Raw genomic sequence first — 22265 nt, 5'->3', positions numbered from 1 at the left:
AATAAAAAAATAAAATAACAAAAAAAAAAGTAACCTTCAATAGCTTTCTTTTTTTTGCCCCCCTTTCAATTCCTACCCTTTCTAAGAACAATATCACTCTATCTCTTGTTACTACAAGTCCCTATAGTGATTGTTCCATAAGCTATCTCCTTTCCCATAAAAAAACAAATTATTGAATACACTATTCAATTACGTACCCAATTAGTTTAATAATTATTAAATAATTTCAAAAAAAAAGCCTAGAAAAATCTAGGCTTTTAAACTTTTAATACAAATAAGACTAACCTCTACTATTATAGTTAGGAGCTTCTTTTGTAATTTGAATATTATGTGGATGCGACTCTCTCAAACCAGCACCTGTTATACGTACGAACTGCGCCTCTTTAAGCTTTGCAATACTTCCTGCTCCACAATAACCCATCGACGCTCTCAATCCACCAATATATTGATATACAACTTCAGCCAAAGTCCCTTTATAAGGAACACGACCAACAATACCTTCTGGCACTAACTTTTTGATATCCGCTTCTACATCTTGGAAATAACGATCTTTTGATCCTTTCTCCATCGCTTCAACAGATCCCATACCTCGGTATGATTTGAATTTACGACCTTCTAACAAAATAGTTTCTCCTGGCGCTTCTTCCACTCCAGCAAACAATGAACCAGCCATAATTGTATCCGCACCTGCAGCAATTGCTTTAGCAATATCACCTGTTTGTTTAATACCGCCATCAGCAATCAAAGGAACACCAGTACCTTTTAATGCTTTAGCCACTTCGTAAACGGCGTATAATTGAGGAACACCAACACCTGCGATAATACGTGTCGTACATATTGAACCAGGACCAATCCCCACTTTTACCCCATCAGCACCTGCGTCCGCCAAAGCCTTAGCAGCAGCACCAGTAGCAATATTACCTACGATAACTTGTAAATTTGGATGCTTAGCTTTTACTTCCTTTAGCTTATTGATCACACCCAAAGAGTGGCCGTGAGCAGTGTCAATAGTTACTACATCTACACCAGCAGCAACTAATGCATCTACACGCTCGATAGTGTCTGCCGTCACCCCTACTGCTGCACCAACCAAAAGTCTACCATGCTCATCTTTAGCTGCGTTAGGATAGTGTTTGTATTTTTGAATATCTTTAAATGTAATAAGTCCCTTAAGGATATTATTATCATCTACTACAGGTAGTTTTTCAATTTTTTCATTTTGCAAAATTTCTTCTGCTTTTACCAAATCCGTTCCTACTGGAGCTACAACTAGATTATCCTTTGTCATCAACTCACTAATCGGACGAGTCATGTCCTTTTGGAAACGTAAATCACGATTAGTAACAATACCTACCAGTTTGCCATCGGCATCTATAACTGGAATACCACCAATTTTGTGTTCCTTCATGATACTAAAAGCATCACCTACAGTCGCATCCTTTAACAAAGTGACAGGATCTTGAATCATACCACTCTCTGAACGCTTAACTTTGCGAACCTCTGCAGCCTGCTGTGCGATAGTCATATTCTTGTGCAACATACCAATGCCTCCAGCCTGCGCTATAGCAATAGCCAAATCTGACTCAGTAACTGTATCCATTGCAGCAGATACTAAAGGAATATTTAATTTGATTTTGCGTGTAAGAAATGTGCTAGTATCAACATCTCTTGGTAATATTTCTGAATAAGCTGGTATTAATAATACATCGTCGTAAGTAAGACCTTCAGCTACGAATTTTTGTGGATCTAATTGCATGGCAAATACCTTTCTTGGGTTTTCTATTTGCCAGACAAAGATACAAAATTATTTAACAAATACTAATAAAAATGTTTTTTCAAAGCATTAATAATATTTAAAACAATCTTCGGAGATAATTAAAGGCGCCGTTGCATTAAACAAAATATATTGTTATTTTTAATTAATTCATTTCAGATATCTAATTCGTCAAATAGGTTTAAAAAATCAGCGATGAATTTCAATGATTAAAATATTTGGCAACATATTTGCTTAATCACAATAAAATTGAAAAACTGAACTCAGGATTAACCTTAAGTTCTTTCTCTAAAAACAAAATATAGATTATGAAAAAAGTATTTTTATCTTTAATCGCAGTAGCTGCATTATCTTTCGGTGCTAACGAAGCTAAAGCTCAAACTCCTTTTAAATCAGCATTAGGTGTTGTTTTTGACGGAGGAGACGGATCAAACGTTGGTATACAATACAAGACAGCTCTTCAAGGTCCTCAAGCATTACAATTACAAGCTTCATTCCGTAGTAACTGGGTAAATGTTGGTGCTGATTGGCAATACGAAAAACCTATCAATGGTGCTGAAGGTTTACATTGGTATGCGGGTGTAGGTGCACAAGTTGGCTTTTGGAGCTGGGAAGGTAACTCTGAAACATTTATTGGATTACGTCCTCAAATAGGTTTAGAATACAAAATCCCTACTATTCCAATTGGTCTTCACTTAGATTACAAACCTTATTTAGGTTTAAATCATGATACAGGTTTTGACGGTAGCCAATTCACATTTGGTATCAAATATGTTTTAAAATAAAACATTCAAAAAGGGGAAATCAATAGATTTCCCCTTTTTATTTTTTTTTAAAAGCTAAAACTATATCCCACATATAGTTATTCTATTTTTTCTATTGTTTTCTTTATCTATTTTTTTTATACCTTTGCGAATCTTGGTAAATATTTTTATCATTACATCGTAATAAAACATAAACTATATCAAATTAATAGACGATTAAGAAAATGCAGAGCAAAGGGCTGATTAAATTTTTGGTAGCCGTATTGACATTAGCCTGTCTATACGCGTTATCATTTACATTTGTTACTAGGAAAGTAGAGCGAGACGCTAAAGCTTATGCTGGCGGAGACATTTCTAAAGAGAAATCTTATTTAGATTCTATCGCTGGAGAAGTAGTGTACAATTTAGGTATTGCTAAATACACATACAGAGAATGTAAAGCACAAGAGTTGCCTTTAGGTCTAGACCTAAAAGGTGGTATGAACGTAACAATGGAAATTTCATTGGATGAATTGATTCAAAATCTAGCAAACAATCCAAAAGATGAAAAATTCAACAATGCGTTGAACACAGCAATTCAAAAAAGTAAATCAACAAACAAATCTATTGTAGATTTATTTATTGATGAATACAAAGCATCAGGTGCAACAGCATCTCTAGCATCTTTTTTCGCAACAAAAGATAATTCGACATTCATTACTAACACTAGTTCTGAAGCTGATGTTAAGAAATTTTTGCAATTAGAAGCAGACAATGCTATCCAAAACTCATACAAAGTTTTACGTACTCGTATTGACAAATTTGGTGTAGCATCTCCTAACATTCAGATTCAACAAGGTACAAACCGTATCTTAATCGAATTACCAGGTGTAAATGATGCAGATCGTGTTCGTAAATTGTTACAGGGTTCAGCTAAATTAGAATTCTTCGAGACACATAACAATGTGGAAGTACATGGTCTATTGAACACTATCAATAGTACTTTAGCCTCTTCATTGAAATCTACAGAGAACACTGTAGCGAAGTCAGACTCAACTGTAGCAGACACCACTAAGAAAGAGAATAAATTATTAGCTAGTCTAGGTGGAAATACTTCAGCAAAAACGGATTCAACTGCTGATTTAGCAAACTTAACTGCTCAAAACCCTTTATTTAGTGTTTTGTATCCAGCAGTATATCAAGGTCCAAACGGACAGCCAGAATTAATTCCTGGTCCACAAGTAGGTTCTGCAGCATTAAAAGACACATCAAAAGTTAATGCATATTTCAACAGACCAGAAGTAAAATCGCTAATTCCAGCAAATGTTAAATTACTATGGGCTGTAAAACCAGAGCAAAACGCTGAAATATTATCTTTATATGCTATCAAAGTAAGTGCTGGTGAAACTGGCGCAGTACTTTCAGGTGATGTGATTACAGACGCAAGAGATGAGTTTGATCCACAAACAAATTCTCCTGTAGTAAGTATGAAGATGAACTCATATGGAGCTAAAGAATGGCGTCGCGTAACAGCTAAAGCTTCACAAAAGAAAGAAGCAATTGCTATTGTATTAGACAATGTAGTATACTCTGCCCCTACTGTGCAATCAGAAATCGCAGGAGGTAACTCATCCATATCGGGTAACTTCACTATTGAAGACACGAAAGATTTAGCTAACGTATTAAAATCAGGACGTCTTCCTACTACCGCTAAAATCGTTGAAGAAGCAATTGTAGGTCCATCATTAGGTCAAGCAGCTATTGATGCTGGTGTTAACTCTTCTATGATTGCCGTTGTTGTAGTTATGCTTTTCATGGTTGCTTATTATAACAGAGCGGGTTGGGCAGCAAATATTGCGGTAATTTTCAACGTATTCTTCTTGATGGGTATTCTAGCTTCATTAAATGCTGTATTAACATTACCAGGTATTGCCGGTATCGTATTGACAATGGGTACAGCTGTAGATGCTAACGTACTTATCTACGAGCGTATTCGTGAAGAAATCCGTAACGGAAAAAATATGAAACAAGCAATTGAAGAAGGATACAAACATGCGATGTCTTCAATCTTGGATTCTCAAATCACTACTTTCTTAGTAGGTGTTGTATTATTTTTCTTCGGTTCAGGACCTATTTTAGGATTTGCAACGACATTAATGGTAGGTATTATTACATCACTATTTACATCTATCTTTATTTCTCGCTTAATTTTCGAATTTATGCTGAAGAGAGAGATGAAAATCAGTGTATCTTTCCCTTGGTCAGCAAACACTTTACTTGGCGCTAACTACCAATTCATCAAAAAACGTAAAATTTATTACGCTATCTCTTTAGTAGCGATTGCTATTTCTCTTATCTCTATTTTCACAAAAGGATTTAGTTTAGGAGTGGATTTCCAGGGAGGTCGTACATATACTGTTCGTTATGACAATGCAGTAAACTTGGAAGAGGTACGTAAAAACTTAGATGAAGTTTTTGAATCTACTACTGAGGTAAAAACATTTGGCTCAACAAATCAAATACGTGTTACAACGACTTATCATATTACAGAGACATCAGATGAAGCAGATGCAGAAGTATTAGGTAAACTAAACAGTGGATTGGCTAAAGTTTCGGGTAATGATTTCGAGATCCTTTCGTCACAAAAAGTAGGACCTTCAATTGCATCAGATATTACAGAAAGAGCTGGGTGGTCTGCAGTAATTTCAATCTTAATTATCGCAGTATACATCTTAGTTCGTTTCCACAAATGGCAATATTCAGCTGGTGCTGCAGTTGCAACTATACATGACGGATTGATTTTATTAGGTTTATTCTCAATATTAGATGGTATTGTACCATTCTCTTTGGATATTGACCAGCATTTCGTAGCTGCATTCTTAACAGTACTGGGTTATTCTGTGAATGATACCGTAGTTGTATTTGACCGTATCCGCGAAGATATCAACAAATCAGCTGGAGTAAACAGAAGTTTTGGTGAGGTTATTAATCATGCAATTAACACCACTTTAAGTCGTACAATTATTACATCATTAACTTTAATATTCGTATTGATTGTATTATTTATTTTCGGTGGAGAAGTTATTAGAGGATTTGCTTTTGCAATCTTAGTAGGTATAGTCGTAGGTACATACTCTTCTATCATGTTAGCTGCACCTGCAGTATATGATTTAGGAAAGAATAGTGCTAACATTGCTAAACCTAAAAATGCAGAACCAAAAGTTGTTACTCCATAATAAAAAACTGGAGCATATAAAAAAGGGGTTATCGGAATAGATAACCCCTTTTTGTTTATCACAAATTCATCATAAAAAAAGCCTATACAGACAACCCCACATATTTTTTATAGATTTGTATAAATAACAATTTATATGAAAAAAATGACGCTTTCGACTCTATTACTAAGTACAATACTTGGGATATCGGGTTGCTCAAACTCTTCTAATACGAATACAAATTCTACTGCAAATGTAGAAAACCATGATGGACATGATCATGCAGGTCACGACCACAGCAGCCATAGCCATACCTCCAAAGCAGCAGAACAACAACAAAAAATAGAAGAACTATCGCAAAAAGCGCCAGCACAAGTCTTACCTCCATTCAAATTTTACAAAGTAAAGTCGGGTATATCGTTTACTAATGACGATATCCCAAAGGGTAAAAAAACTGCATTCATTTTATTCGATCCAAGTTGTGGGCATTGCCAGATAGAGGCTGGACAATTAGGAAAGAACTATGCTAAAATCAAAAATGTAAATCTTTATTTTATCTCTATGAATGACCCTGCATTAATGGCCAATTTCTTAGAGACTTTTGGAAAAGAATTGGTGGGTAAACCTAATGTAGAAGTATTGTACGATAAAAATCAAGATTTCATTCAAAAGATCCATGTGCCTAAACAATTCCCAGCAAACTATGTATATACTGCCGAAGGCAAATTACAATCACATTGGGACGGAGATAAAAAAATTGATTTCATTCTAACAGAATACACAAAATAAGCGAATGAAAATAGCAATAAATGGATTTGGGCGAATTGGAAGACATACCCTTCGCAATTTGCTCAAAAGAAATTTAAATGATATTGAAGTTGTTGCTATTAATGATTTAACAAGCACATCTACCCTAGCTCATTTATTTAAGTATGACTCGGTTCATGGTCCCTTTGGTGGAGAAGTGACATATGACGAAAATTATTTATCAATTAATGGGCATAAAATTTTAGTTACCCAAGAAAAAAATCCAACAGATTTACCTTGGGTAAAACTTGAAATTGATGTAGTAATAGAATCTACCGGATATTTTACGACTAGAGAAAAATCGAATCTACACTTAATCGCTGGTGCAAAACAAGTAATTATTTCTGCTCCATCACCAGATAAGGAAGTTCCTACTGTCGTACTAGGAATTAATGACATTAATTTTGACTGGGATGCACCTATCTTTTCTAATGCATCATGTACTACAAATAATGTAGCTCCATTGGTAAAAATATTAGATGAGAATTGGGGAATTCAAGATGGTTATATTACCACCGTACACTCCATGACGGGTGACCAAAATTTGCATGATGCTCCTCATCGAGATTTACGAAGAGCACGTGCAGCTTCATCATCTATCATTCCTACCAGTACTGGGGCAGCAAAGGCTATCACCAATGTATTTCCACATTTAGAAGGTAAATTAGGCGGTGCAGGAATACGTGTTCCCGTTTTAAATGGCTCTTTGACTGATTTCACCTGTACATTGAAGAATGAAACTACAGTTAGCGAAATCAATGAAAAATTTAAAAGTGCTGCCGCGAATGAATTAAAACAAGTCCTCTGTTACACCGAAGACCCAATTGTATCTGTCGACATCATAAACAATCCGTATTCTTGTGTATTTGATGCACAATTAACTTCCATCGTAGGTGGCTTAGTAAAAGTTGTCGGGTGGTATGATAATGAATTTGGATATTCCAATCGCTTAGTAGACATATTAGAAAAATTGAGTAAGAGATGATACGTTTTATCACAGCCCAACAAACGTTAACATTACGTTCATTAGTATTACGAGATGGCTTACCCGAAGCTGAATGTATTTTTGATCATGATACTATTCCTACAACATTTCATTTAGGCTATTTCACTAATAATAATGAGTTAGTTTGCATATTAACATGCATGAAAGATAATCACGGCAAAATCCCCAAAGATGCTTACCGCTTACGTGGCATGGCAACTCATCCAGATCATAGACGCAAAGGTTATGCGGCGGAATTGTTAAATGCAGCTATAGAACACCTCAAAAACCAGTTGGGAATAGAATACATGTGGTTCAACGCCAGAACGATAGCCTTTCCTTTCTATGAAGCTTTGGGTTTCGAATTTATTTCAGACGAATTTGATATCCCAGGAATAGGACCACATCGTGAAATGTATAAGCTGCTTTAACTAAAAAGGCTTTAAAATTAATAAAGCCTTTTACATTTCTCGTTCTACTCCTAAACCAAATAGCGCAAAATCGTATTTGACAGGGTCATTTTTATCTAAAAGTAACAAATTACCAGTTAATTCTACAGCAGCTTTCCAAGTTAATTTGTCTAAAGTAATTAAATGAAATTTTCGCGCTACACGTTCCACATGCACATCACATGGGCAGATCAATTGTGATGCTGATATTCGATTCCAAATACCAAAATCAACTCCCCTATTATCTACACGAACCATCCACCGTAAAAACATATTTAGACGCTTACAAGTAGATTTTTGTACTGGCGAACTAACATGTTTCCTAGTACGTAAAGGGAAATCAGGCAACGAAAAGAAATACTGCTTAAATTCATTTAATGATTTTTCAATCGAAATTTCTTTTGGTTTCAACTTTTCCTGTCCGATCAAAAAAGCATCTTCCAAAGAATCAAAACGAGTATAGTGATAGCGAAAGAATTCAACAAAATAGAGCAAGTCCGTATCATTAAATGTACGATGCTTAAATCCCAACAAAGCCTTCAAATCCTCCTCTTGATGATTCATAATAAATTCATGAGGTGAACCGTCCATGCGCTCAATCAGTTCTCTACACTTATTGATAATAGTTTTTCGCTGTCCCCAAGCCAAAATAGAAGCTATAAAACCCATGATTTCTATATCCTGCTTTTTCGTAAATAGATGCGGAATACAAATCGGATCGTTCGCTATAAAATTCGGTTGATTGTATTCGTCAACCTTACTGTCTAAAAATTCTTTAAGATTAAAATCTGACATATTAATTATTGAATCTTACTTTAAACCAGTTCGCAGCATCTGGCTTACGATAAACTAATTCAGCTATCTCTAATTTTCCCATTTCAGCCAATTGCTCAAGTCGCTCAAACAGAAAGAAATCACCAATACCTCCACTTTTAAATTTAAAATACATATCCGCTAAAGTGAATCCAACAACTCGAGGACCAGCTTGAAACTCATTATTACATCTATTAATTAGCATTTCATCAAAAAAACTAATATCTCCCTCTTCCAAAGTTCCATTATTTAAATTCCTCAAATCAGTATTATTAATTAATATTCTATTCCATTCATCAATTAGATTCTGCTTTTCATTTTTGGCTAACACTCTAAAATTTTGACCTGCAACAAATGCATTTTCTGGATTACAAATGCTTAAGTAGCCTAAATTTATTTCTTGTCCACGAACATTATATCCAAATACATTTTGCCAATCAATACTATAAATATCTACGTTTAAATCTTTCAAAAAATCAACAACTGCACATTTCCATACATATTCACTAGCATCATTTCCCAACCAAATAAATACTCGATCATGCTGTTGAATTCTTTCCAATAACAATTTACAGTCTTTTACATTTTTCTTTCTTAGGTCACTCCAAATATCTTCACCGTAGAAATCCTCAAACCATTTTACACGATCCTCAATTCCTTTCAAGGTTTTTAGATCATACAATTTTCCTTCATTCAAATTATCCATTAATGTGATTAACTCAATATTTGAATTAGAAAAATCAACAATCTGACTTTGTTAAAACACAGCTTTTGCTTGTTCTCCATAGATGATATGATATTCTTTTTTCATTGGTTTAGGTTTAAAAATCCAAAGGAGAAATATACTTAAAACTATAATTAAGCTCTTTAATAATTTTCGAACCATCAACCATTTTTTGAAAAGAATGTTCTGGTTGAAAATCTGAAGGCAATTGAAAATTATATTTTTGAGCTGAAGCTAGAATTACCTCTTTCTTCGGCGGGTGTTCAGGCGCTACGAGATTATAAATTGGATGATTAAGATCTGTTTCAAATCCTTGTACAATCAATTCTACCACATCGTCCACATGGATAAAGTTAGCAAGTTGATCACCTGTTGAACAAATCCTATTTTCAAAATATTTCGCAAAAATTCGGTTGTTACCAAATAATCCTCCTAAACGATAAATATGAGTGTTTTTAAAAGTAATTTTCTGCTCTGCAACAAATAATCTTTCATTTAAATCATCTGCAAAGTCTTCTGTAAAAATGCCATCCTTATCGGGATAGATTCCTATGGAACTCAAGTAGAGTTGCCTTTGATATGTAATATTTTTAAGGTAATTACTTACATGCGCAAATCGGTTGGAGATTTCATCGACTGAATTTTTAGAGCTTGCAGGAATACTATTCAGCACGTAATTAAAAGTAGTAGGAAATTCTAATATAGAATTCTCCTTATCAAAATCTACTATTGCAACATGCAAACCTAATAAATTAAGGTAATTCTTTTTCTCCTCCGAAGTACAAGTCGCATACACTTCAAAACCTTTATCGATATAATACTTTGCAATCTCTTCCCCTACCCAACCGCATCCTAAAATCAATATTCTCATCTAGCTAATTTAAACAAAAAGCGCAAAGAATAATCTTTGCGCTTCTCAAATAATATGTATGTACTATTAATACGATTTTGCGAATAGAACGCGTTTCTTAGAAGGTTTACCCGTGAAGATACAAACTCCATCTTCTTCTTCGAAGTCCAACGGAATACAACGAGTAGTCGCTTTTGTTTCTTCTTTCACACGTTTCTCTGTTTCAGGCGTACCATCCCAGTGACAAGAAACAAAACCACCTTTGTTTTCTAACACATCCTTGAATTCTTCGTACGAATTTACTTCTGTAATATGTGAATCACGGAAATTCAATGCTTTTTGGAATATATTATCTTGAATTTCATCTAATAACGCAACAATATGACTTCCCAATCCTTCCTGTGCAACAGTTTCCTTGGTTTGCGTATCACGACGTGCCAATTCCACTGTCCCATTTTGCATATCACGCGCACCAATAGCTACACGTAAAGGAACACCTTTCAATTCCCATTCTGCAAATTTAAATCCTGGACGTTGCGTATCGCGGTCATCATATTTTATTGAAACATCTTGAGCTTTCAATTCAGCATTCAAACTATTGACAAAAGCATCAATGTTAGCTTTTTCTTCCTCCGATTTGAAAATTGGTACAATTACCACTTGAATTGGAGCTAATTTAGGTGGTAACACCAAACCTTGATCATCCGAGTGAGCCATAATCAAAGCGCCCATCAAACGGGTAGAGACACCCCAAGAAGTAGCCCATACATGCTCTTGCTTACCTTCTTTTGAAGTGAATTTAACATCAAAAGCTTTCGCAAAATTTTGACCTAAGAAATGAGAAGTACCTGCCTGCAACGCTTTACCATCTTGCATCAATGCTTCAATAGTATAGGTATCTAACGCACCCGCAAATCGCTCTGATTCTGTTTTACGACCACGAATAACTGGCACTGCTAAAGTATTTTCTGCAAATTCGGCATACACATTTATCATTTGTTCTGTTTCTGCAATTGCCTCTTCAGATGTAGCATGTGCCGTATGGCCTTCTTGCCACAAAAATTCTGCTGTACGCAAAAATAAACGTGTACGCATCTCCCAACGCACCACATTCGCCCATTGATTGACCAAAATAGGTAAGTCACGGTATGATTCTATCCATCCTCTATATGTATTCCAAATAATAGTTTCGGAAGTCGGACGAACGATTAATTCTTCTTCCAATTTAGCATCTTCATCCACAATGATATTACCAGTACCATCATCTTTAAGACGATAATGTGTTACCACAGCACACTCTTTCGCGAATCCTTCTACGTGCGAAGCTTCCTTAGAGAAAAATGATTTGGGGATAAACAAAGGAAAATACGCATTACTATGTCCAGTTTCTTTGAAACGCTTATCCAAAATAGCTTGCATACGCTCCCAAATAGCATAACCATAAGGCTTAATCACCATACAACCTCTTACCGCAGAATTCTCTGCCAAATCCGCCTTGATAACTAGATCATTATACCATTGTGAATAGTCTTCACTACGACTTGTTATTCCTTTGCTCATTTTATTTATATCACCTTGTTAATCAGAAAAAACATACTTAAAATGTATATATTTCCTTCCTGTAAATATTTATTTCTATTTTTGATAAGGGGTATTAAACCTTTGCTAAAATTCGCGTCTAAGATAATAAAAAGACGTTGGATTTTCCACAACAACAAGTGATAAAGATATTATGAAAGCGAATAGATTACTTACAGGAAGTTTGACCGTAGCAATAGCAGTAGCTATTAGCTCGTGTTCGACAGGTAGACAAATTGCTTATAAAGATGATATGTATAACAATCGTCAAGCAAATGTAGACCAACCTTACCAAAGTCCAGATTATTATTATTCTGACGAAGAATATGCTCAGCAAAATAATCAATATTACGCGGACGAATATTCTGATGAAGAATATGAAGAAGAGGGTTATGAAGATTTGACTTATGCAAATCGTATCAATCGTTTTTATTATTCAACACCAGGTATGACATATTATGATCCGTTCTTTGATCCATGGTTTGGTTACGGCTATGGAGGAATGGGGCTAGGATGGTCAAACTGGGGTTGGGGCTCTAACTGGTCATTAGGTTTTGGCTGGGGCTATCCATATTCAAATTTTGGCTATAACTGGGGATGGGGAAATCCTTACAACTCATTTGGATGGGGCAATCCTTATCGTTACGGATCTTACTGGGGACATAATTCATTTTATAATCATTGGGGACATCCTTATTACGGTAATTATGGTAACGTAGGCTATGGAAATGGATATAGACCACGTACAAATTACGCATCCGTTCGTTCAAACAATCGAGGCATGTACGATTCACGTGTAAGTAGTCGTTCATCAGATCGAAGATCCGCAAATACAGTTTCACGTAGTGTAAGTAGAGATGCTAGCGGCAGAATTGTCACAGGGACACGTTCCGCAGTAAGAAATAATGATAGATCATCAAGTCGTGGGAGTTCTACACGTACAGAGAACGGTACAATCAATCGTGGCACGAGTAGTCGCAGTGTGAGTGACAGAACTAATTCTACAGGAAATAGAGGATCCATTCAAAGAGGAACATCTTCTAGAGGCGTTTCTTCTGATAGAGAAACAATACAAAGAGGCACCCAAGGTAGAACTGTATCACCGAGTACTGATAGATCATCTCGCCCTACAACTACCGATCGTTCTTCTACAAGATCTACTACTTCGGACAGAAGCGTTAGACCAACAAATTCGTCTCCATCTAGTTCGTCTAGAGATTCTGGTTCATCATACACACCTCCTAGTTCATCTAGAAGTAGTGGCTCGTCGTATACACCATCAAGCTCTTCAGGATCATCATCAAGAGGTTCATCAAGTGGATCATCATCAAGTGGGTCAAGTTCTTCAGGTTCTAGTGGCAGATCTTCAAGACGTTAAGATATTAATAATGCCAGTCTTTCTAGACTGGCATTTACATAAAAACAATTTAAGATAACATGAAAATTAAAAATATAGTTTTATCCATTTTTGTTTCAAGCCTTTACTGGGGATATGCGAATGCACAATCTGTCAATGATGCTGTAACTTTTAGTAAAGATGACAACCCGGCATCTGCCCGTATTAAAGGGATGGGAAATGTTCAAACTTCACTCGGAGGCGATATTACTTCTATTAACGGTAATCCTGCTGGATTGGGTTTCTTTAGCCAATCCGATATATCCATTACATTTGATTATTTGCAAAACGGCAACAAAACTGACTTTTTAGGCACTAACTCATCTAGCAACAAAGGGAAATTTGGAATTGGGCAGGTAGGCGTGGTATTTAACTTTCCTAACCACAATCAAATTGGTGATTATGCAGGTTGGCAAAACTTCAATATGGGGGTAAGCTATAACAAAAAGCAAGATTTCAACAATTCACTAATTTATAATGGAATTAATTCTGCAACATCCTATGTTAACAATTTAACAGATTTAATGGATGCTGACATTGATTTTAGAAATGATTTTTACGATTCATATCTAGTTGAAAAATTCAAAGATAACTCTCTAGGTTATTTCCCATTAGCAGAAGAATTTTACGACAAAGATCAACTAAATGATGTATTGACCAAAGGATCACACAGTAATACAGCCATAGCAATTGGCGGAAATTACAATAATACATTTTATATTGGTGCTACATTAGGTTTATCCTTTTTCAAATACGAGAAAAGTAAAATTTTCGAAGAAAATGGTTTTACAAAGCTAGCGCAAGACGTAGCTAAAGATAATCCTGACTCTGATTTTGCTAATCCTAATTCAGCTGATTATATCAAATTTGGTGACAAAAGCTATCATTTATTAGATGATTATTCTCAGACAAACGAGGGAGCTGGAGTAGATTTTAAATTAGGTATGATATTTAAACCTGCTACAGACTGGAATATTGGATTAACATTGACTACACCAACATGGTTAAGTATCTCCGAAAGAACTGATGCTTTTACAGATGTTAGCTTTTATCCAGATATAAATTCAACAACAAGTTTTCATACTTACGAGTCAGACATGTACTCTAGCGACCAAGATTATAGTCTTACCACGCCTTGGAAATTTGCTTTAGGAGCTACTAAATTCTTTAACAGAGGACTTTTCAGCGCGGAGATGGAGTACTTGACTTACAATACCATTCGTTATAATAATCCTACTCGATTAAATTCATATACTGAAATTAATAATATAATTAAAGACGAGTTGAAAGGTGCTTTAAATGTGCGTCTAGGAGGAGAATACCTACTTAATAATATGATAAGCGCACGTGCTGGATTTAATTATTTTGGAAATCCTTACCAATATGCTGACGATTCAAATATGAGCGGAAGTGCTGGGCTTGGATTCAAATTAAGTAATAGTATATATATGGATCTTGCAGTAGTACATCAGGTGAATTCTTACAGCTCATCTCCTTATACACTAAGTCAATTTTGGCACGACAATGGAAGTTACGAACCTGTAGCTGATATTAAACATAATAGAACCAACGCTGTATTGACATTAGGTGCTAAGTTTTAGTAGACCTTTTACTAAAGATATATAGTGAGAGTGAAGACTTTATTTTGTTTTCACTCTTTTTGTTTTATTTATTTAAGAATCTTACTTTTAAGTATAAATCCAAAACCATGGGAGAAATAGGTTCTTATTTATTAAGTGTTTTTATTGGAATAGGATTAGCCTCCGCAACTGGGTTCCGCGTTTTTTTACCCTTATTTTTTGTTAGCTTAGCCTCCTATTTCAATTGGATTCCAATGCAAGAAGACTGGATTTGGTTAGCATCTTTACCAGCACTTATTGTATTAGGTGTGGCGATGTTATTTGAAATACTAGCTTATTATATTCCTTTCGTTGATAATATAATGGACTCAATAGCTATTCCATTATCAGCAATAGCTGGGACAGTTTTATTCTCATCACAATTTGCAGAAAGCAATGAAATACTAAAATGGGGTCTTGGCATTATAGCTGGTGGGGGTACTGCAGCAACAATAAGTACCGCATTATCAGGATTACGTGTAGCTTCTTCAACAAGCACTGGTGGATTAGGAAATTCTGTCGTATCAACAGTAGAAAACACAGGCGCAACACTAATGAGTGTACTAGCTGTTTTTCTTCCAATACTAGCTACCATAATAACGGTTGTTATACTTTACTATTTCTTTCGCTTTGGTCGAAAAATATGGAACAAAAACTCTTCAAAACCGAGTAATTCTGAATCCTAATTATCTTGCATACTTTTCGTTATCTTATCAAGATTCAAGCTATTAGCCATAGCTGAGAAAATACGATGATAAACACCTTTCAAATCGTATAAATCTTCATGCGTACCATCTTCTACAACCCTCCCCTTTTCCATCACAATAATATGAGATGCATCAATAATTTGAGAGATGGAATGAGAAACGATAACTACAGTTCTTCCCACTTTAATGGCATCAAGACTGTTTTTGATTTGCTCTGTTGCAATGGCATCCAAATTGGCTGTAGGTTCATCCAAAAAAATTATAGGTGGATTTTTCAAAAACATTCGTGCTATAGCAATTCGCTGTTGCTGCCCGCCAGAAAGCAAATGTGCCTCTGAATCGTATCCTTTGGGCAATTCTATAATTTGCTCATGTATATAAGCTTTCATAGCAGCTCTCTTTACTTCATCAATAGAACTATCAATCTTTCCATAGCGAATATTATCAGCGATAGTTCCTTTGAAAATATGATTCTTTTGCAAAACCAACCCAATATTTTCGCGTAGAAAATGTGTATCGTATTCACTCAAATCAACTCCATCTAAAAATATTTGACCTGATGAAGGATAGTAAAACTTATCTAAAACATTTATAACCGTACTTTTTCCAGCGCCACTTAAACCTACTAAAGCCGTAATTTGATTAGGTTCGATTTTCATGGATACATTATGCAAAGCAGATATCCCATTCGGGTATTCAAAATTCACGTTGCGCATTTCAATAGCTCCTGTTATATGTGTAGGACGATAGGTTCCAGTTGACTCCTTTTGATCATCAGCTTTTAGAATAACAAAAAAACTCTCCGAATATATTAATGCATCATTAACTTCGTCGTAAATACGATGTAATTGTCTTATAGGTGCAGATACATTATTAAACAACATAATATGAAACATAATTGCGCCTAATGTCATCTGCTCATCTAACACAAAATAAGCAGTCAAAATAATAACAAGCACAATACCAATCTGTTCAATAAAACTTTTGAGACTATCAAAAATATAGCTCGTCTTACGCGTTGACATTTGATTTTCCGTCATATCGTACTGTATTTGCTGATGACGGGCAGCCTCTTCTTTTTCACGTACGAATGATTTGATAACCGTGATAGAGTCGATAAGATTAATTATTTGATTGTTTTTGTTCTCTCTGAAATAACGCATATTTCGTCTAAATCCAGAAAGCCGAGCAGCTTGCCTTTGCGAAATGTAAAAATAAATAGGAACTGTAATTAACCCAACCAACCCTACATAAAAGTTGGCAAGAAACATAAATACCAATGCAACTATAGCGGTAGTAAAGAGTGGTAATATATCGATAAAGAAATTTTGTACTAATCTAGTTAATGAGCTGATTCCTGCATCAATCCGTGTTTGAAGCTTACCCGATTCATTCTCTTCATTCGTATAAAAAGCCATTCTATAGGTCAGTATTTTTTGCACAATACTTTGTGAAAAGTCGCGAGCAATCATGATTTTCAGCTTTTCACCATAAAATTTCTGACCAAATTGGACTATCGAATAAATGATTTCCTTCCCCAGTAAAATAGCCGAAATGATACCAACGATATGAAGCCCCTGATTAAGAGGCGTCTTATTTACTAATAAGTCACTTATTTTATCGACTGTATATTTCAGCACAAAGGCATTAATCTGTGCTGCAAATGAACCAATTACAGTCAATCCTAATGCGATAAATATGAGATTCTTGTAGGGTTTTACAAATGGTAGTATATTTTTGTACAGATTACTTATTGTCATAAGTGAATATAACAATAAGTAACCCTTTTTGTTTAAAAAGAATTATTTACAAACTATTGTCTTGATTCCAAGAGAATCAAACAATTCCTGAAAAGCTGGCGGGATATCATCACTTATTATCACATCAATATTCGAGAAATCCGCTATTTTACCAAAGCTTTTACGTCCAAATTTACTAGAATCTGCCAATATGATTACTTCGTGTGCTACATCTATCATCTTTTGATTTAATAAAGCCTCTTGTGCACTGGTTGTCGATATTCCATAATCCAAATCAATACCATCGACCCCCAAAAATAATTTGGAACAAAAAAATTGATTTAGAATATGGATAGCATATTGCCCCGTAACAGAAGAAGATGTATGACGTACCGGTCCTCCTAATTGTATTACTTCGACATTAATATACTTTAGCAACTCGAGGGTTACATTAAGTGCTGAAGTAACAACAGTAAGATGTCCCTGTGGCAAAATTTCACGTGCAAAAAATTGAGTTGTTGTACCTGAACCAATTATAATAGAATCATTTGTCGTCACAAAATTAGCTGCTGCTTTTGCTATTATTCGTTTTTCATCCTCATGAATCTTTTCCTTTTCAATTACTGAACGATCGGTCTGATAAGGGTTTTGTTTAGTTACACCGCCATGTGTACGATACACTAATCCAGAATCTTCTAGAAATTGTAAATCCTTACGAATGGTTACCGAAGATACTCCCAAAGTTTCACATAGCTCTACTACAGAAACATGTCCTTTAAGATTTACTTCTTTTATAATGTGCTGATGGCGTTCGACATTGTTCATAATAGTTTAAAATTATCAAAATATTCCAAAACGAAAGAAAAAGAAAAATATATTTTCCTTTTCTTTCGTTTATTTACGTTTTTTAGTATTTTTACCTCATAACCAAAACATAATTACAGCATATCAAAATGAAATTTACTAGAAACGAAGCTATAAGAAGCATTGAAAGCACACAAGATTGGGATGTTACAATAATTGGGGGTGGCGCAACTGGGCTTGGTATAGCTGTAGATGCCGCATCCAGAGGTTATAAAACATTACTCGTTGAAAAATATGACTTTGCAAAAGGCACATCAAGTAAAAGTACCAAATTAGTACATGGAGGTGTCCGTTATTTGGCGAATGGGGACATAAAACTTGTGATGTCTGCTCTTAAAGAAAGAGGGCTTATATTCAAAAATGCACCTCACGTTTCTTTTGTACAAAGCTTTGTGATTCCATCGTATAATTTTTTTGGCAAAATGAAGTTTTTAATTGGTTTAAAACTTTATGATTGGTTGGCTGGAAATCTTCGCATTGGAAAATCGACGTTATTAAATAAAGCTGAGGTTGTCGAAAAATTACCTAAAGTAAAGCAAAAGAATCTCATCGGTGGTATCCAATATTTTGATGGACAATTTGATGATGCAAGATTAGCATTAAACCTTGGACAAACAGCCCATGAAAATGGAGCAGTGGTTTTAAATTATGCAGATGTAACAGCGATTACGAAAAATAGTGAAGGCATAGTGAATGGCATAGAGTTTATCGAAAGAGATTCAAATAAAAAATATACAATCAGATCAAAATCAGTTATTAATGCTACAGGCATCTTTGTAGATGATATTTTAAAATTAGATGTAGCTACACACAAAAACTTAGTACGTCCAAGTCAAGGAGCACATATTGTTATTGATAAAAAGTTTTTGGGAAATATTGATGCATTAATGATTCCTGAAACTAGTGATGGTCGTGTACTATTTGGTGTGCCATGGCATGATAAAGTTCTTTTAGGAACTACAGACACGCCTTTAAACGAACACCAGATTGAACCAAGACCACTGGAAGAAGAAATTGAATTTATATTAAACACAGCCGATGCATATCTTGAAAATGCACCAAAAAGAGAAGATGTATTAAGTGTATTTGCTGGATTACGACCTCTTGCTGCTCCGACTAGTAGCGACAGCAACAGTACTAAAGAAATCTCTCGTGATCATAAATTAATCAAAAGTAATTCGGGTTTAGTGACGATTACGGGTGGTAAATGGACTACGTATCGTAAAATGGCTGAAGAAACTGTAAATATGGCTATCTCAGTAGCTGCCTTACCATACAAAGAATGTACAACTACTACTTTACAAATTCATGGATATTCAACAGAAAAACGTGATGGACACTGGCAAGTTTATGGGTCAGACACTGAAGAAATTAAAAAATTAATTATAGAAACACCATCATTAGGAAACAAACTACATGAAAGATTTGATTTCATAGAAGCTGAAGTGGTATGGGCTAGTAGAAACGAAATGATTTATAATATTGAAGATTTCTTAGCCCGCAGGATTCGTTTTCTTTTATTAGATGCGAAATCCTCCTTAGAAGCCGCTCCGCGAGTAGCAGCATTGATGGCTCAAGAACTTCAAAAAGATCAAAATTGGATTGATGAGCAATTAGCAAGTTATAATGCATTAGTCAAAAACTACACATTATAAAATAATAGATAACGATATAAACCAAATTAGAGATGAAAAAGGAATACATTCTTTCCTTAGATCAAGGTACAACGAGTTCTCGTGCTATCTTATTCAACCACAATGGGGAGATTGTGGAAGTCGCACAGAAAGAATTTAAACAAATCTATCCTAAATCTGGATGGGTGGAACACGACGCACAAGAAATTTGGTCTACACAGCTTGCTGTGATGACTGAGGCTATTGCAAAAGCGCATGTCAAACTTGATTCTATAAAAGGTATAGGCATCACCAATCAACGTGAAACAACTATCGTCTGGCATCGCAAAACGGGCAAACCTATTTATAATGCTATTGTTTGGCAAGATCGTCGGACAGCAGATTATTGTAAATCAATTGCCGAAAGGGGATTAGACACGTTAATTCAAGAAAAAACAGGCTTACTTATTGATGCCTATTTTTCGGCATCAAAGATTAATTGGATCTTAGATAATGTAGAAGGCGCTAGACGCATGGCTGAAAATGGTGAACTTGCTTTCGGAACAGTAGATTCTTGGTTAGTTTACAATTTGACCAATGGTGAAAAACACGTCACTGATGTTTCCAACGCATCTAGAACTTTATTACTAAATATAAATACATTAGAATGGGATCAAGAATTGTTAGATATTTTTGATGTACCTCAATCTATGTTACCACAGGTAGCTAGTAGTTCGGAATTGTACGGACATACTTCCTTAGAAATTGGTAATGTCAATATTCCAATTGCGGGTATTGCAGGAGATCAACAAGCTGCGCTTTTTGGTCAATTGTGCACCGAAGAAGGAATGGTAAAAAACACCTACGGAACAGGATGTTTCTTATTGATGAACATCGGAAACAAGCCCGTAATCTCTAAAAACAAACTCGTAACGACTGTCGCCTGGAAGATCGGCAACGATGTGAAATATGCCTTAGAAGGTAGTATCTTCATTGGTGGAGCTGTTGTCCAATGGTTACGTGATGAATTGGGAATAATCAAAAAATCATCAGAAGTTGAAGCATTAGCAACAAGTGTATCCGACAGTAATGGGGTATATTTAGTACCTGCATTTTCAGGTTTGGGTGCTCCACACTGGAATGCAAATGCACGTGGAACTATTGTGGGTCTTTCTCGTGGTTCCAAAGATGCGCACATCGCTCGTGCAGCATTAGAAAGCATTGCCTATCAAACCTATGATATCTTAAAAGCAATGGAAAATGACTCCACCAACAAAATTCAAGAAGTACGAGTAGATGGTGGTGCAACTAGGAACAATTTTCTAATGCAATTTCAAGCGGATATTGTACAAACTAAGGTAATCCGACCAGCAATCACAGAAACAACGGCAATGGGCGCTGCTTTTTTAGCAGGTTTAGCTGTTGGGTTTTGGAAAGATATCGATGAATTGAAATCACTTTGGAAAGAGGATAAAACTTTTTCTCAATCAACAGATTCTTCAAAAAATAAAGAATTGTTGCGTGAATGGAAAAGAGCTACAGAAACAGCAAAATTCTGGGCTAATTATAATGACTAATAATTATTACTAATAAAAAACAAATATTATGACACCTATATTAGCAGAATTTATTGGTACTGCAGTTATGATCCTTTTAGGAGGTGGAGTAGTTGCAAACGTGGTATTGAATGGTACAAAAGGTAACAATTCAGGTTGGATAGTAATTACTACCGCATGGGCAGTTGCCGTTTTTGTAGGCGTAACGATAGCAGGTCCTTACAGTGGAGCACATCTTAATTGCGCTGTAACGTTATCTGTATTGATGATGGGGAAATTAACTCTATCGACAGCTTTAAGTTACATGGCAGCTCAATTATTAGGTGCTATGGTAGGTGCGTTTTTGGTATGGGCAATGTATAAAGATCATTTCGACCAGACAGAAGATCCAGGTACTAAACAAGCTGTTTTTTGTACCGCTCCAGCCATTAAAAATCTACCTCGAAATTTATTGAGTGAAATATTAGGAACCTTTGTATTAATATTTACAATACTTCATTTTAAAGATGCGGCACTTGACAACAGCACCCCTATTGGCTTAGGTTCTATAGGTGCTTTGCCTGTGGCATTTTTAGTCTGGGCTATTGGTCTTTCCTTAGGTGGCACCACAGGATATGCAATCAATCCCGCACGCGACCTGGGTCCCAGAATAATTCACGCCCTTTTACCAATTAAAAATAAAGCAAGTTTTAATTCAGAATATGCCTGGGTTCCTATAGTAGGACCATTTATTGGGTCCGCAGTAGCAGTAGGATTATATATTTTAATTTATTAATCCTTCAAGGCCACTGTTAAGTAATCCTAAAATAAAAATTAAGAAAAAACTAGCATAA

At 35.4% G+C, this 22265-nt stretch carries 18 protein-coding genes; 11 read left to right on the top strand and 7 right to left on the bottom strand.

The features are described from left to right. Positions 1-280 precede the first annotated feature (280 nt). Positions 281-1756 carry an IMP dehydrogenase gene (guaB, locus tag IPZ78_RS08990; RefSeq protein WP_225552867.1) on the bottom strand — a complete coding sequence of 492 codons (1476 nt, stop codon included), beginning with the start codon at positions 1754-1756 and terminating at the stop codon, positions 281-283. A gap of 326 nt (positions 1757-2082) precedes the next feature. Here guaB and IPZ78_RS08985 point away from each other — a divergent pair, with 326 nt between their 5' ends. The 5 genes from IPZ78_RS08985 to IPZ78_RS08965 all read left to right on the top strand — a co-directional run bounded on the left by IPZ78_RS08985 (position 2083) and on the right by IPZ78_RS08965 (position 7955). Beyond that, entirely contained in the window at positions 2083-2559 is a 477-nt protein-coding gene (locus IPZ78_RS08985; RefSeq protein WP_225552865.1) for a hypothetical protein, read from the top strand. Positions 2560-2762: 203 nt separating this feature from the next. Further along, complete coding sequence (secDF, locus tag IPZ78_RS08980; protein WP_225552863.1) at positions 2763-5753, top strand: protein translocase subunit SecDF; 2991 nt, start codon at positions 2763-2765, stop codon at positions 5751-5753. Positions 5754-5888: 135 nt separating this feature from the next. Then, complete coding sequence (locus tag IPZ78_RS08975; protein ID WP_225552861.1) at positions 5889-6521, top strand: peroxiredoxin family protein; 633 nt, start codon at positions 5889-5891, stop codon at positions 6519-6521. Between the two features lie 4 nt (positions 6522-6525). After that, positions 6526-7524: a type I glyceraldehyde-3-phosphate dehydrogenase gene (gene gap, locus IPZ78_RS08970; RefSeq protein WP_225552859.1), complete on the top strand. Its 999-nt coding sequence runs from the start codon at positions 6526-6528 to the stop codon at positions 7522-7524. Next, complete coding sequence (locus IPZ78_RS08965; protein ID WP_225552857.1) at positions 7521-7955, top strand: GNAT family N-acetyltransferase; 435 nt, start codon at positions 7521-7523, stop codon at positions 7953-7955. The genes gap and IPZ78_RS08965 overlap by 4 nt, the downstream gene beginning before the upstream one ends. A gap of 30 nt (positions 7956-7985) precedes the next feature. Here IPZ78_RS08965 and IPZ78_RS08960 read toward each other — a convergent pair whose 3' ends face one another. From IPZ78_RS08960 to proS, 4 genes are all read right to left on the bottom strand, one after another. Continuing rightward, a complete protein-coding gene (locus tag IPZ78_RS08960; RefSeq protein WP_225552855.1) occupies positions 7986-8768 on the bottom strand; it encodes a TIGR02757 family protein in 783 nt (260 codons plus the stop codon). Between the two features lies 1 nt (position 8769). Next, the gene (locus IPZ78_RS08955) at positions 8770-9501 is read right to left on the bottom strand and encodes a DUF3658 domain-containing protein (RefSeq protein WP_225552959.1); all 732 of its coding nucleotides are present in this window, start codon (positions 9499-9501) and stop codon (positions 8770-8772) included. Between the two features lie 106 nt (positions 9502-9607). Continuing rightward, positions 9608-10381 carry an NAD-dependent epimerase/dehydratase family protein gene (locus IPZ78_RS08950; RefSeq protein WP_225552853.1) on the bottom strand — a complete coding sequence of 258 codons (774 nt, stop codon included), beginning with the start codon at positions 10379-10381 and terminating at the stop codon, positions 9608-9610. Positions 10382-10447: 66 nt separating this feature from the next. Then, positions 10448-11920: a proline--tRNA ligase gene (proS, locus tag IPZ78_RS08945; protein WP_225552851.1), complete on the bottom strand. Its 1473-nt coding sequence runs from the start codon at positions 11918-11920 to the stop codon at positions 10448-10450. 172 nt (positions 11921-12092) lie between these two features. Here proS and IPZ78_RS08940 point away from each other — a divergent pair, with 172 nt between their 5' ends. The 3 genes from IPZ78_RS08940 (at position 12093) to IPZ78_RS08930 (ending at position 15639) form a co-directional block, all read left to right on the top strand. Continuing rightward, entirely contained in the window at positions 12093-13316 is a 1224-nt protein-coding gene (locus tag IPZ78_RS08940; protein WP_225552848.1) for a hypothetical protein, read from the top strand. 59 nt (positions 13317-13375) lie between these two features. Next, the gene (locus tag IPZ78_RS08935) at positions 13376-14935 is read left to right on the top strand and encodes a PorV/PorQ family protein (protein ID WP_225552846.1); all 1560 of its coding nucleotides are present in this window, start codon (positions 13376-13378) and stop codon (positions 14933-14935) included. 107 nt (positions 14936-15042) lie between these two features. Beyond that, positions 15043-15639, top strand: a complete 597-nt coding sequence (locus tag IPZ78_RS08930) for a DUF4126 domain-containing protein (protein WP_225552844.1) — start codon at positions 15043-15045, stop codon at positions 15637-15639. Here the strand turns inward: IPZ78_RS08930 and IPZ78_RS08925 are convergent. Both IPZ78_RS08925 and IPZ78_RS08920 read right to left on the bottom strand, forming a co-directional pair. Continuing rightward, on the bottom strand, positions 15636-17420 hold the full coding sequence (locus tag IPZ78_RS08925; RefSeq protein WP_225552842.1) for an ABC transporter ATP-binding protein: 1785 nt from the start codon (positions 17418-17420) through the stop codon (positions 15636-15638). The two genes, IPZ78_RS08930 and IPZ78_RS08925, sit on opposite strands and share 4 nt — an antisense overlap. Before the next feature lie 42 nt (positions 17421-17462). Further along, complete coding sequence (locus IPZ78_RS08920; RefSeq protein WP_225552840.1) at positions 17463-18224, bottom strand: DeoR/GlpR family DNA-binding transcription regulator; 762 nt, start codon at positions 18222-18224, stop codon at positions 17463-17465. Positions 18225-18352: 128 nt separating this feature from the next. Here IPZ78_RS08920 and IPZ78_RS08915 point away from each other — a divergent pair, with 128 nt between their 5' ends. The 3 genes from IPZ78_RS08915 to IPZ78_RS08905 are packed head-to-tail and all read left to right on the top strand — an operon-like array spanning position 18353 to position 22207. Then, positions 18353-19918, top strand: coding sequence for a glycerol-3-phosphate dehydrogenase/oxidase (locus IPZ78_RS08915; protein WP_225552838.1), 1566 nt, complete (start codon positions 18353-18355; stop codon positions 19916-19918). Between the two features lie 32 nt (positions 19919-19950). Next, complete coding sequence (glpK, locus tag IPZ78_RS08910; protein ID WP_225552837.1) at positions 19951-21453, top strand: glycerol kinase GlpK; 1503 nt, start codon at positions 19951-19953, stop codon at positions 21451-21453. 28 nt (positions 21454-21481) lie between these two features. Continuing rightward, positions 21482-22207, top strand: coding sequence for an MIP/aquaporin family protein (locus tag IPZ78_RS08905; RefSeq protein ID WP_225552836.1), 726 nt, complete (start codon positions 21482-21484; stop codon positions 22205-22207). The last annotated feature ends 58 nt before the right edge of the window (positions 22208-22265 follow it).

This window comes from Sphingobacterium bovistauri, assembly GCF_020295405.1.
Taxonomy (GTDB): domain Bacteria; phylum Bacteroidota; class Bacteroidia; order Sphingobacteriales; family Sphingobacteriaceae; genus Sphingobacterium; species Sphingobacterium bovistauri.
This window is presented reverse-complemented; position numbering and strand designations above follow the sequence as displayed.